This is a genomic window from Novosphingobium aureum (assembly GCF_015865035.1).
GTDB lineage: Bacteria > Pseudomonadota > Alphaproteobacteria > Sphingomonadales > Sphingomonadaceae > Novosphingobium > Novosphingobium aureum.
In genome coordinates, this window is sequence record NZ_JADZGI010000001.1 from 559,096 (window position 1) to 571,790 (window position 12,695).

Consider the following 12,695-nt stretch of genomic DNA (forward strand, 5'->3'; position numbering starts at 1 on the left):
GGGGCGCGCCGCTGTTCACTTCGCGTAGAGCGCGTTGAAGAGCAGCTTGTAGGCACCGTGCGACTGCCCGCGCCACTGCGGGCGGAAGCCGTAGAGCACGACCTTGCCCTTGCCGTAGCTGACTTCCAGCGCGGCGATCTTGCCCTCGATGGCCTCGGGGTGGAGGATCACGCCACTTACCAGCGGGTTCTCGTCTTCGGGCCAGGTCGCCAGGACCTTGCCTTTGAAGCCGGGCATGGTTGCGAAGGCAGGGCCGCGCTCGAACATCACCACCGGCTCGGACGGCATGCCGCCTGCAATCGGGCTGTCGGCGGCAAGCTTGAGCCTGAGCAGTGCGCCCGAGCAGAAGAAGGTATCGCTCTTCGCGTCCTTGAGCACGTTGCTGACCGGCAGGTCGAACAGCTCGATCACCGCGTCGGCCGAATTGTTGAGCGCGACGAGCGTGCCGCCCTCCTTGACGAAGTCCCTGAGCTTGCGCGCCCCGGTCTCGCCGATTCCGCCTGCGTAGGGGGCGGGCAGCTGGCTCGGGCTCATGCCGTCCATGAGCATCGTGGTCGCGCCCTCGTACTTCGAGGTGAAATCGCGTGGCGGCGTGGTCTGGCCGGGACGGTCCTCGCCCGGCCCTGACATGTCGGGCAGGACGAGCGTGTCGATGCCCGACAGGCCGCCCTTGATGTCGGCGTTGTGCACGGTCCTGCTCGCAAAGCCGTATTGCTCGAACAGCCAGCGCGTCCAGCCCTCGTCGATGTTCGCGCTCCACGGCTGGTAGAGCGCGAGGCTGGCGGCCTTTACCGGCTCGCCCTGCGCGGCGTCGCTCGTCGCGCTGACAGAAACGGCATGTTTCGCGGCCAGTTCCTGCATGGCCGCAGGCGCGACGTTCGAAAGCGTGATCGCATCCGCGGTCCAGCGCGCACTGGCCCCGGCAGCCAGCGCCTCGTTGAGCAGGTGGTAGCTGTTGTTGACCTTGCGGCTCAACGTGAAGGTGCTGCCCGATCCGGTCACGCTGCCTGCGGGCGGTGTCGCCCGCTCTACCGGCGCGAGTGCGGATCGCACGCTTGCGGCAAGCGGCTCGTTCACACGCTCGACCTTGACGTTCATCTGCATGGGCAGCGTCCATCCGGTCACGTCGTAGGGCAGTTCGACCGGCTTGCCGGTGCCGTCGAGGATCGCGTCGGGGTAGGCTTGCTTCTCGAACAGCTCGCGCGCGAGGCCCGCGTAGGGCTGGTCCATCGGCACGACCCAGCTGCCCGCCGCATAGTCCTTGTCGCCGAGCCGCGTCGTGCTGCGGGTCTCAAACACGGTCAGGCCATGGCGAACCATCAGCTGGGCAAGCGCGGCGGCTTCGGGCATGTCGGCTTGGCCTGCGGGAATGACGTAGGCGCCCGGTCCCTCGCCCGCAGCCTCGGCGATCATGTCGCGCCCGGCCTGGTAGCGGTTGTAGTTGAGCGTCGTGCGGTACTTGCTCGCGGTCTCGAGCACTGACATCGAGGCGGTCATCATCGTGTCGATGGTATCCGACAGATGCCATTCGCCGCCGCGCCAGGGGTGCGGATACTGCACCAGGGCCTTGAGGTCGCGGTATTGCTCGGGGAAGTCGGAGACCTTGTAGGTCTTTGGCGTCGCGCTGTCGTGGGCGGTCTCGGTGAAGAAGGAGATCGTGTTGCGGAAGACGTGGATGTAGTCGAGGAAGCCCGGATACCAGTTGTCGAAGTTCGCCTCGGCAATCGCGCCGGGCCTGCCTTCGGTCTCCATGCGCGCCATGATGTTGGTGCCCACCGCATTGGTCCAGATGCGCATGTAGGGGCTGATGTTCGACGAGATCGGATCGGCAAAGGGCGGCACCCAGATGCGCGTCGGGAAGGGCGCGCTCTGGTGCTGCGAATACCAGATCACCGGCGAATAGGTCTGTTCCTCGGCATTGACCACCTGGCTCTCGCGCATGTTGAGCATGTAGCCGTCGCGATTGTTGTCGTGTCCGACGTACTCTTGGTAGAGCCAGGGCGTGTGGCTGGTCTCCCAACGCGTGCCGCGCTGCTTGCGGTACCAGTCGACGACCATGTTCTGTCCGTCGGGATTGAGCGTGGGCCACAGCACCAGCACCACGTTGTCGAGGATCGCATCGACCTCGGGATCGTGCTTGGCCGAGAGCAGGCGATAGGCGAGCGCGAGCGGAAGCTGGTGGTCGGCGACTTCGCTCGCGTGCATGCCCCCGTCGATGTGGACGATCGCGGGCAGCCTTGCGGCAAGCGCCTTGGCCGAGGCATCGTCGAGCCCCTTCACCTCGCCGAGCTGGCGTGCCTGCGCGCGGATGGCATCGTAGCGCGCGAGGTTTGCGGGGCTCGATATCACCGCGTAGACGAAGCTGCGGCCTTGCGTGGTCTTGCCCTCGACATGCACCAGTTTCATGCGGTCCGAGGCCTTTGCCAGCGCCTCGAAATAGCGCACTGCGTCCTCGTAGTCGGCAAGGTAGTAATCCTCGCCGACATCGTGGCCGAGCACGGAGCGCGGGGTCGGAACGCTTGCCAGTACGCCGGGACGGGCGGTGGAGATGGTGGCCGGAACCTGCGCCGCGGCGGGCAGGGTGAGGCCCAGCGCCGTTGCCGAAAGAAGCATGGCGCCAAAGGCTGGCAGCGGGGATGTCATCGCGTATGTCTCCGGGAAGGCTGGGGCCGTGACGCAAGCCTTGCGGGCTTGCGTCACGCGATGCAATTGCCCCGAAGAAATTTTGTCGTTCGAGAGCCGCTTAGCCTGCCGCGCGCACGCGCGCTACGTGTTCGACGGGGGCCAGCTTGTCTTGCGCAGAGCGTTCGTCGCGTGCCCGGCGCTCGAGCAGGTCGCGCACGATGGCGTAGCTTCGGTCGTTACCGACGTCGATCGCCTGGCTGCCGTCGGCAGTGACGATGGCCCTGATGCGCATGGCAAAGCGCCGCGAAGCCCGGTCCAGCGCGGAGGAAAGCGGTTCGAGGCCGAACAGGCTCAGCAATAGTCCGATCATGCCGAGCGCCTTCAGCATGCGCAGGCCGACATGGCGTCCGGCCCGGCGGCCGCGGAACACGCTGACCGGGCTCAGGTACTGCGGTCCAGCTACGCCATAGAGATCGCATGGGGCAAACTGGCCCTCGCGCAGTCTGAGGAAATGGCGCTGGCGGCCTGCGTCGATGGCTTCCACCGCTTCGCGCGGGGCAAGGGCGAAGGCGACATCGGCTTGTGCGTCGAGGGTATCGAGCATCGCGTCGATCGTCGCTCTGTCGAGCAGGGCGTGGTCGGCGGTGGTGATCAGGAGCGGGCCGTCCCAACCCTGCGCTGCAAGTTCGACGCTCGCGGCGAGGTCGGTCTGGGCCTCGACCAGTGCGACGGCGCCGCGACCGGGAAGCTGGGTCAGCACGTCCCAAGCTGGGTCGAAGGCCTCGCGCTCGATGCACACCGACAGGCTCTCGATGCGCGGATGCTGTGCGCCTGTGTGCAGCACGTGCGCGATCAGGGGGCGGTCACCGAGCGGGATGAGGCAGCGGTGGCTGACGGCAAAGCGCTGCGAAAGCGTGTCGCGTGTTCCCTCGTGCTGTCCGGCGAGCACGATCAGGCGGACACCTGCGCGAGCGGCGTCGGCAGAAGCGTTGCGCAATGCGGGAGAGGCCTTCGCGGTCATCGTCCGGCGGCCTATGGCGCGGTTTTGTGACAGCGCGGTGAATTCGCCGGCGGTGACGTATCGCCGTCATCGTCCGGCTGGTGGGGGTCAGCCCGGTTTCCAGCCGATTTCGGCGCTGGCGGCGGCCTTTGGGATGTCGGTCAGCGCCTCGTTGACGGTCAGCGCCTCACCCGGGCCCAGCTTGGGGCGGGCAGGGACGATTTCCTTCTCGTAGACGATGCGGTCGCGCTCGTCGCGCAGCACCACCAGCAGCGAGGGAACCTCGCGCGACTGGCTGCCGATGTTGGTGATCGTGCCGCTTACGGAAAAGAACTCGCTGCCATCGGGGAGCGGCTTGCGGTCCTGGCGCTTGCGCGGGAAGTCGAGCTGCAGGTCGCCGGTGCCGGCGCGGTAGCTGTCGTGCGCGATCGGCACCCAGTCGGGCAGCCCGCCCCATGCGATCGCTCCGGTGACGCCGAGCGTGACCACCGCGAAGATACCGGCCGCATAAGTGCCGATCTTGGTCCAGTTGCGGCGCGGCCGGAACGGCGGCGAGAAGTCGAAGCTCGAGGGGCGTTCATCGGCGTAGTGGACCGTGCCCTCGGTGTCGTCGTAGACCGCAACGGGCGTCTTGCGGATCGATGCGCGACGGCCCCCGGCAGGGCTTTCCGACCGGCTCGGCGAGCGGGTGGGCATCGGCGGCGGGGCAGCGCCTTCGTCGAAGCCGCCGCTGTAGCTGCCGTTCCCGGACGAAGCATCGGCGCCGACACTCTCCCGGCCGGGAGCCTGGGCAGCCGTCCCGGCGGGGGTATTATCGCGGCCCGGAGCCACGGGTTCGGCGCTGTCGGGCTGGCTGGCGCCATGCGCTTCCTGCGCGGCGTGCGGCGTGCTCTGGCGCTGCTGCGGCGGTGGAGCGGGCGCGGCCGCTGCGGGCGGTGGCACGGCCTCTGCTTCGGCGGCGAGGATCTCGGGCGACGGTCCGTCCTGGTGCCAGTTGTGCGAGCACTTGGCGCAGCGCACGCGCCGTCCGTCCACGCCAATGGCACTTGCCGGAACGGCATAGCGCGTGGAGCAGGCTGGACAGGCGATGATCATGATTCCTACTCCTAAACACGAGAGGCCCATCTGCGACAAGCGCTGCGGCTGTGGGTTCGCGCCCTATCGCTCTTTTTTCCACATCGATTGCTCGCTATAGCCCTGTCGGTCGCCCTTTACCGGCTCCGTATACGACAGGCTAACGGTTCGAGAATGTCCGCCGAGGGCGAAATCATCCACTTCGACAACGTGGGGCTTCGATACGGCACCGACCGCGAGGTGCTAAGCGATCTCACCTTCACGCTGTTCGCGGGGCGCTTCTACTTCCTCACCGGGGCCAGCGGTGCGGGCAAGACCTCGCTGCTCAAGCTGCTTTACCTCGCCCAGCGCCCCTCGCGCGGAGCGATCCGCATGTTCGGCAAGGACGCGATCACGATGCCGCGCCGCCACCTGCCCGACCTGCGCCGCCGCGTCGGGGTGGTGTTCCAGGACTTCCGGCTGGTGCCGCACCTCTCCGCCTTCGACAACGTCGCGCTGCCCCTGCGCGTGGCGGGCCATGCCGAGAAGGACATCGCCGGGCCGGTGCGTGACATCCTGCAATGGGTCGGCCTGTCCGAGCGCATCGATGCCGTGCCCGCAACGCTTTCGGGCGGCGAGCAGCAGCGTATCGCCATCGCCCGTGCGGTGATCGGGCGCCCGGCCATGCTCGTCGCCGACGAGCCGACCGGCAACGTCGATCCCGACATGGCACACAAGCTCATGCGCCTGTTCGAGATGCTCAACCGGCAAGGCACCACCGTGGTCGTCGCGACCCACGACCTCGACCTCCTGCGCAAGGTGCCCGAGAGCCTGATCATGCGCCTCGACCGCGGACGCCTCGCCGATCCCACGGGGGCGCTGCGCTATCCGCCGCGGAAGATCTCGTGAGCGGCGAGCGGCGGCTGCGCACCTCGATGCTGCACGGCATGCGCCGGTTCGGCGGAGGCGGTGCCGAGCTGATACCGCAAGGGCGCATGTCGGGGCCGATGCCCTGGGTCATCGCGATCATGGTCGCACTCACCGCAATCGCACTCGCCGCGGGCCTCGCGCTCGGCAATGCGGTCAGCGCGGCGCGCACCGAGATCGAGGGCGGGCTCACCATCCAGGTGCTCGAGCCGCGCATCGAGCTGCGCCAGAAGGAGGCCGCGCGCGTGGTCGAGGCCGTGCAGCGTCTCGAGGGCGTCGAGGCCGTGAGGCTGGTGCCGCAGGAAGAACTCGACGCGCTGATCGAACCCTGGCTCGGCACCGACGTTACGCAGAGCGCAGATGCCGAGATTCCGGTGCCCGCGCTCATCGACGTACGGCTCGACCGTCCGGTCGACGACGCGCGGCTTTCCGCGATCCGCAAGGCGATCCGCAAGGTCGCGCCCTCGGCGCGCGCGGATGCTCAGTCGAGCTGGCTCAAGCCCGTGTTCGATGCGATGCGCTCGCTCCAGATCGTGGCGATCGCGCTCGTCGCGCTGCTCGCGCTGGCGCTTGCCTCGGCGGTGCTGCTCGCCGCCCGCTCGGCGCTCGGCGCAAACCGCGACGTGATCGAGATCGTGCACCTGCTGGGCGGTACCGACCGGCAGGTCGCGCGCGTGTTCCAGCGCTCGATCGGCTATGATGCCGCAGGCGGCGGATCGGTCGGGCTCGCGCTCGCGCTGCTTGCGATCCTGCTGCTCGGCCGCCGCTTCGAAGGTCTGGGTGCCGGGCTCGTCAATAATGGCGCGCTGGTGTGGAGCGACTGGCTGATCCTTGCGCTCGTACCCTTTCTCGCGACGCTGCTGGCGATGGTCACCGCGCGCCTGACGGTGCTGCATGCCTTGCGCAAGATGCTCTAGCCTCGCTGGCCGCTTGCCGTCATAAGCAGGCCATCCGCTCATCCAGACACGAAGATCATGTTCCGTCGCACCGCCGCCTTCATCCTGCTGATCTGGTTCTTCGGCTTCGTCTGGTTCGCCGTGACCCTGCCGGGTCCGCTGACCGACGGGCGACGCAGCGACGCGATCATCGCGCTGACCGGCAGCCAGGGACGGATCGAGCACGGGCTCGAGGTCCTGCGCCGGGGCAAGGCCAAGCGCCTGTTTGTCTCGGGCGTCGATCCCGAAGTGCGCCCCGAGGAGTTCGCCGCGCAGTTCGGGGTCTCGCAGCGGCTCATGGACTGCTGCGTCGAACTCGGCTTCGAGGCCTATGACACGCGCAGCAACGCGATCGAGGCGGCCAACTGGGTGCGCGAGCACAAGGCGCGTTCAGTGCGCCTTGTCACCGCCGACTGGCACATGCGCCGCGCCGAGCTGGAACTCGAACGTGAACTGCCCGAGGACGTGCGGCTCGAACGCGACGCGGTACCCTCGCGCCCCAGCCTCGGCGCGCTGTTCCTCGAATATCACAAGTTGCTCTGGCGGCTTTCGACCCGCCTCTATGACAGGTTCCACAAGTCGTGACCGATCCCGCTCTCGCTCCTACCCGGCCGATCGACGTTGTGCGCTCGCTGCTGTTCTACTTCGTGTTCTATCTGGGCACGATCCCCTATGTGCTGGCGACCGTGCCCTGCGTCGTCATCAGCCCCGAGGCGTTTCGCATCGTCGTGCGGGCCTGGAGCCGGTTCCACCGCGACTGCTGTCGCTGGATCCTTGGCATCAAGGTCGCGGTCGAGGGCGAATTTCCCGAGGAAGGTCTGATCATCGCGATGCGCCACGAAAGCTTCTTCGAGGCGATCGACATGGGGGCGCAGATGCACTGGCCCGCGCCTTTTCCCAAGGCCGAACTGGGCGACATCCCCGGCTGGGGCTGGGCGCTCAAGCGCTATGGCGCGGTCATGGTCGATCGCGAGGGCGGGGCGAAGTCGCTGCGTCGGATGATCGCCGTCTCGCGCGAGCGCGTGGCCGAGGGCAGGCCACTCGTGATCTTCCCCGAAGGTACCCGCGTGCCGGTCGGCAAGCGCGAGCCGCTGCGTGCCGGCTTTGCCGGGACCTACAAGCTGCTCGGCCTGCCGGTCGTGCCGGTCGCGGTCGACAGCGGGCGGCTCTACCACCGCCGCTGGAAGAAGCCGGGGGTGATCACCTACCGCGTGGGCGAGCGCATCGAGGCGGGACTGCCACGCCCCGAGGTCGAGGCGCGCGTGACCGAGGCGATCAGCCCGCCCCGGACCTGACCCGAGGCGCGCGGATCACGGCTGCGGGCTGGCGCTGCCCGTCGGCGTAGCCGGTGCGGTATCCTGCCGGATCTGGCCCTGCCGGATCTGGCGCTGCGCTTCCTCGAGCAGGCGGTTGCCGTCGATCTGCACCCCATCGTTGCCCACGCGCACGTCGAGCGGCACACCGTTGAGATCGGTGGTGATGATCGCAGTCCCGTTCTCGATCCGCATCTGGCTCGCATCGCCGAGCGGGAAGGTGCCTTCGGGAATGTCGTCCAGCCCCTCGACGTCGAGCGGCTGGACCGGACCTTCGGGGTTGCGCTGCGGTGCGGGCGCCGCGCGCTCGCCGAGCGCCTGCTGCATGAAGTCGCGCCAGATGCGGGCAGGGGTGGTGCCGCCCGAAACGCCGTCGAGCGGCGAGTTGTCGTCGTTGCCGACCCAGACGCCCACCACGTAGTCGCCCGCGTACCCGACGAAGAGTGCATCGCGGTTGTCCTGACTGGTGCCGGTCTTGCCGAAGTTGGGCGCGCTCAGCATGGCCGCGCGGCCCGTGCCCTTGTTGACCGCCGCGCGCAGCAGTTGCTCCATTGCCTTGTGGGTCGAGCCAGCCATGCGGTGCTTGCCGTCGACGAGGCGGGCGAACCAGCCCTTCTCGGGCACCGGGAAAGCATGGGGTTCGACGGGGTAGTAGTTCGCGGCGACGCCTGCGTAGGCGCTGGTGAGTTCGAGCAGGTTCATCGTCGCAGTGCCGAGCGCTAGGCTGGGGTCGCCCTCGGGTAGCGGGGCGGTGACGCCGAGGCGCCGGGCGACGCGGATCACCTTGTCGTCGCCGACCTGTTCGAACAGGCGTACGGCCGCCACGTTGCTCGAATGCGCGAAGGCATTCTCGAGCGTGATCGTGGACGAGTAACGCCCCCCTGCGTTCTTGGGCCGATAGCCGCCGGTCTCGATCGCGGCGTTGGAGATCGTGTCCTCAGGCTTCCACCCGCTTTGCAGCGCGGCGAGGTAGACGAACAGCTTGAAGGTCGAACCGGGCTGGCGCCTGGCCTGGGTCGCGCGGTTGAACGGGCTCTTGGAATAGTCCTTGCCGCCGACCATCGCCACGACCTCGCCGTTGCGGCGCATGGCGACGAGGGCGACTTGCGCGCCCTTGCCGTCGGGGCCGAGACGCGCGCGCTCGATCGCGCGGCGCGCGGCGAGCTGCAGGCGTGCATCGAGCGTGGTCTTGAGCGTCTGCGCCGAATAGCTGCTCTCGCCCACCATGGTCCGCGCCTGCGGCAGTGCCCAGTCGGCAAAGTAGGTGCCGGTCGGCAGGTCGCGTCCTCCGCGCACGTCGAGCCGCGGCGCACGCATCTTCGCCGCTTCCTGCGCGGTGAGGTATCCGGCATCGGCCATCGCGCCCAGCACCACCTTCATGCGCGCCTGCGCAAGGTCGTAATTGTTGGTCGGTGCGAGCCTTGAGGGGGCCTTCATCAACCCTGCCAGCATTGCCGCCTGCGCGGTGGTCAGGCGTTCGGGGCGGCGGTGGAAGTAGTGCAGCGAGGCCGCGCGCAGGCCATAGGTGTTGTCACCGTAGTAGGCGTTCGAGAGATAGCGCTCGAGGATCTCGTCCTTGGTCAGCCAGGCCTCGAGCCAGAACGCGATCAGCGCCTCGCGCGCCTTGCGCGTCAGGCTCTGCTCGGGCGTGAGGAAAGTAAACTTGGCGAGCTGCTGGGTGATCGTCGAGCCGCCTTGCGTGGTGCCCGAGGTGAGATTGGTCCACGCCGCGCGCGCGATGCCGTAGGGATCGACGCCCCAGTGATCGTAGAAGCGCCGGTCCTCGATCGCGATGAAGGCCTGCTTGACGTGGTCGGGCAGTTCGGCGGCCTTGACCGGGGCATCGACGATGGCGCCATTGCGCGCGATCGGCGTGCCGTCGGCGGCGAGCAGCGTGATCTGCGGGGGCGAAGTAGGCTGGAGCGACTTCGACAGCGGTGCGGTGATCGCGAGCCAGGCGACCAGCACGAAGAACAGCGCCAGCATCGCCGCAAGGCCGCGCACGAACCAGCGCAGGCGCTTGCGGGCGCGAGACGGGCTGGCCTCGTCGGCGGATGTTGCCGTATCGGGAGCAGCCCCGCCGAAATCGTCGTCGAGGTCGTCCAGGTCTGTATCGGGCCCGGAGGCCGCAGTCTTGCGCTTGAGCGTGAACATCGTCGGCCCGCGAATACACCATCCGGCGCGCAAGCGCACCACATCGTCGCGCGGCTTAGCGTGGACAACCTTTCGCCAGCCCGAACGGCCGCGCTAGAACCGCACTCCCGTGCTGGCTAGGATGCGGGTCGAGGAGCGCCCGGCCTGTATCTCGGCCTGTGCGGTCAGGTTGCGGTTGAACTCATAGTTGAACCCCGCGATCAGCGCGAAGGGATGGCGCGTCTCCAGCTCGATATCGTAGCGCAAGTGCACGCCATCGCCGTCCTCGAACACCGGCCCGCTCTCGACCACGCCGTTCACCCGGGTCGAGAGGTCGAAGTAGTTGGCACCGAAATAGGCAGCGAGATAACGATCCTGACCCAGTTCGAACCGGGGCCCGGCGCGCATCGAGACGTTGGTCGATTCGACGTCGGAACGCTTCTTGGAGGATACGCTGATCGTCTTCGCCGCAGAGCCGAGCACGAACCAGTCGGCAGAGCCGTAGACGAGGATCGTGCCCAGCGTGACCGTGGTGTTGTTGACCTTGGTCTCGACCGGCAGGTCGAGGACACCGCAAGGGTTAGCCGGGCGGCAGAAGGGGAAGGGGATCAGTTCGTCGAGGTCGATGGCGACATCGATGCGGTTGGTGCCCTTCACCTTGCCGACCGAGGCGAACAGGTTGAGGCCGGGAAACAGCCATAGGTCCGCCTTGAAGCCGAGCATGCGGTTGTCACCCTCGAGGCGGTTGGTCGTGACTTGCGGAAGCGGGAGCAGCGTGGCGTCCTGCGGCGGATCGGCGCCCTTCTGGACCGCCACCGCAAGATCGCTCGCGTTGAACTGCGTATCGGTCCAGACCATCAGCGCGCCAAGGCCGAAGGGTTCGGGGATCTTGTAGCCGCGCGCGATCGCGGCACGGCCACCGATAGGAAAGGTACGGTGGCGTTCCCTAACCGGGGGCTCGGCGAGCTCGTCGGCGTCAGCGAGGTTGCTGTCCGCCTGTTCGCAAGTCGCTTCGCTATCGCTGCGGGCAGAGCAGTCGTCCGGGGACGAGAGCGGCGAAGTGGAGGTGACCAGGGCTGCCTCGGCGAGACCCGGGCCAGGCTCCCCGGCAAGCGCAGGCGTCGCGGCGAGGGCCGGGGCACAGATCAGGGCAACCGCGAAGGTATTCTTCATGGTGGCACAGTGTCGGGTGAGGACGGGAGGCTCCATCGGGAAAACCCCCGGGCTTGTCTCCCGGCAATCCCTGAGGCCGCGCGCTGCGCTGCGCGGGTCACGACCCGCGCACATGCGGGGAAGCCCCGATGGTTGCGCGCGCAAGGCGGCCTAGGCTCGCGTAGATGGAAAAGATCGAGCGCAAAGCGAACGCGGGCCCTTCGTGCAGGCTGGCAAGGGTAATGTCCTTCGCCGTCGCGAGCTGCGCACCTGTTCTCGCCCCCCATGTCGCCAGCGCCCAATCGGTGCAGATGGCCGAGACGCTCGACGTGCAGATGCGCGCTTTCTACGCGGGAACGCAGGGTAGCGAGAGCGAGGAATTCGACACCGGTGCGCCGGTGCTGGTGCCGGTTCCGCTCGCATCGCCCGAACTCGGCATCGGAGGAGGGCTGGGGGCAGTGTGGCGTTATGCGCCGTCAGGAGAAGCTGATCCTGCAATGACAAGTCTTTCGCTCGGGTGGACGAGCGAAGGCACATGGGGCGGCGGCATCAGCCAGTCGCTCTCGTTCGACGCAGACCGCTTTCGCGTGACCGGGCTGGCGGGCTACGGCAAGGCGCGGTTCGATTACTACGGCATCGGTGGCGAGGCCGGAGCGCTAGGGCGCAGCATCGAGTTGCGCGAGAAGACGGCGACGGCCTGGCTCGACGCGCAGGCGCGCGCCTTCGACAAGGGGCTGCTCTCGCACGTCCATGCCGGGGTGCGCCTGCGCTATACCCGGATGCGCGCACGCGAGATCGGAGACAGCGACCCGGCGACACCGCGCGCGACCTATCTCCCGACCGCGCTTGAACGGCGCAGCGAAGTCGCCGCAATCGGGCCGGCCTTCACCTTCGACACCCGCAACGACGACTTCGCCCCGCGCAAGGGGGTTCTGGTCACCGGATCGTGGCTGTTCGGGGCGGACTTTCTCGGCAGCGACTTCGAGCATCGCAAGCTCGAGCTGCTCTCGACCGGCTACTTCCCGGTCGGCGAACGCACCGTGCTCGCGGTGCGCAAGACGGCCTGCGCGGTGAAGGGGGATGCACCTTACTACGACTTGTGCATGTTCGGCCGTAACGGCGACCTGCGCGGCTACGCGGTCGGGCGCTACCGCGACGGAGCGAGCTGGGCGCTGCAATTCGAGGTGCGCCACGAACTCGGTGTGTCCACTATGCCGGGCTGGGTTCCGCCGGGGCGCCTCGCCATCGTCTCGTTCGTCGGCGTCGGCGGCACCGCGCGCAGCAGCGGCGCGATCTGGAAGGACAGTCACGTGCTCGGCTCGGGCGGGCTCGGTCTGCGCTATCGTCCGGAGCGCTTCGATCGCGGCATGCTGCGCCTCGACACCGCCTGGGGCGCGAACGGTCTGGCCCTCACCCTCGGGCTTGGGCAGGCCTTCTAGTCATATCTCTCGGCATGGACTGACTTCCCCGGACCGGCACCCCATGCATAAAAAAAGGCGCGTCCGGCTGGGGGCAGACCGGACGCGCATGCCCCGGTCTGGCGCCGGGGTCGATCTG

General features: G+C 67.9%; 10 protein-coding genes. 5 read left to right on the plus strand and 5 right to left on the minus strand.

Annotation, left to right across the window (positions count from 1 at the left end; translation table 11 throughout):
• Window positions 1-15: 15 nt before the first annotated feature.
• The 3 genes from I5E68_RS02700 to I5E68_RS02710 form a co-directional block, all read right to left on the minus strand.
• Window positions 16-2,643, minus strand: coding sequence for a M14 family metallopeptidase (locus tag I5E68_RS02700; RefSeq protein WP_228726783.1), 2,628 nt, complete (start codon window positions 2,641-2,643; stop codon window positions 16-18).
• Between the two features lie 100 nt (window positions 2,644-2,743).
• Window positions 2,744-3,646 carry an NTP transferase domain-containing protein gene (locus tag I5E68_RS02705; RefSeq protein ID WP_197160534.1) on the minus strand — a complete coding sequence of 301 codons (903 nt, stop codon included), beginning with the start codon at window positions 3,644-3,646 and terminating at the stop codon, window positions 2,744-2,746.
• A gap of 87 nt (window positions 3,647-3,733) precedes the next feature.
• A complete protein-coding gene (locus I5E68_RS02710) occupies window positions 3,734-4,720 on the minus strand; it encodes an MJ0042-type zinc finger domain-containing protein (RefSeq protein ID WP_197160536.1) in 987 nt (328 codons plus the stop codon).
• A gap of 153 nt (window positions 4,721-4,873) precedes the next feature.
• Between I5E68_RS02710 and ftsE the strand changes: the two genes are divergently transcribed.
• Genes ftsE through I5E68_RS02730 form a run of 4 tightly spaced genes read left to right on the plus strand, consistent with a single transcriptional unit; the run spans window position 4,874 to window position 7,835 of the window.
• A complete protein-coding gene (gene ftsE / locus I5E68_RS02715; protein ID WP_197160538.1) occupies window positions 4,874-5,587 on the plus strand; it encodes a cell division ATP-binding protein FtsE in 714 nt (237 codons plus the stop codon).
• Window positions 5,588-5,613: 26 nt separating this feature from the next.
• On the plus strand, window positions 5,614-6,522 hold the full coding sequence (locus I5E68_RS02720) for a cell division protein FtsX (protein ID WP_197164460.1): 909 nt from the start codon (window positions 5,614-5,616) through the stop codon (window positions 6,520-6,522).
• A gap of 57 nt (window positions 6,523-6,579) precedes the next feature.
• Complete coding sequence (locus I5E68_RS02725) at window positions 6,580-7,125, plus strand: YdcF family protein (RefSeq protein WP_197160540.1); 546 nt, start codon at window positions 6,580-6,582, stop codon at window positions 7,123-7,125.
• Entirely contained in the window at window positions 7,122-7,835 is a 714-nt protein-coding gene (locus I5E68_RS02730) for a lysophospholipid acyltransferase family protein (RefSeq protein ID WP_197160542.1), read from the plus strand. The genes I5E68_RS02725 and I5E68_RS02730 overlap by 4 nt, the downstream gene beginning before the upstream one ends.
• Before the next feature lie 15 nt (window positions 7,836-7,850).
• Here the strand turns inward: I5E68_RS02730 and I5E68_RS02735 are convergent, their stop codons facing one another.
• Window positions 7,851-10,007 carry a transglycosylase domain-containing protein gene (locus I5E68_RS02735; protein WP_197160544.1) on the minus strand — a complete coding sequence of 719 codons (2,157 nt, stop codon included), beginning with the start codon at window positions 10,005-10,007 and terminating at the stop codon, window positions 7,851-7,853.
• Between the two features lie 93 nt (window positions 10,008-10,100).
• On the minus strand, window positions 10,101-11,159 hold the full coding sequence (locus tag I5E68_RS02740) for a putative outer membrane beta-barrel protein (RefSeq protein ID WP_197160546.1): 1,059 nt from the start codon (window positions 11,157-11,159) through the stop codon (window positions 10,101-10,103).
• A 221-nt stretch (window positions 11,160-11,380) separates the two neighbouring features.
• Between I5E68_RS02740 and I5E68_RS02745 the strand changes: the two genes are divergently transcribed.
• The gene (locus I5E68_RS02745; RefSeq protein WP_197160550.1) at window positions 11,381-12,577 is read left to right on the plus strand and encodes a BamA/TamA family outer membrane protein; all 1,197 of its coding nucleotides are present in this window, start codon (window positions 11,381-11,383) and stop codon (window positions 12,575-12,577) included.
• Window positions 12,578-12,695: the final 118 nt, after the last annotated feature.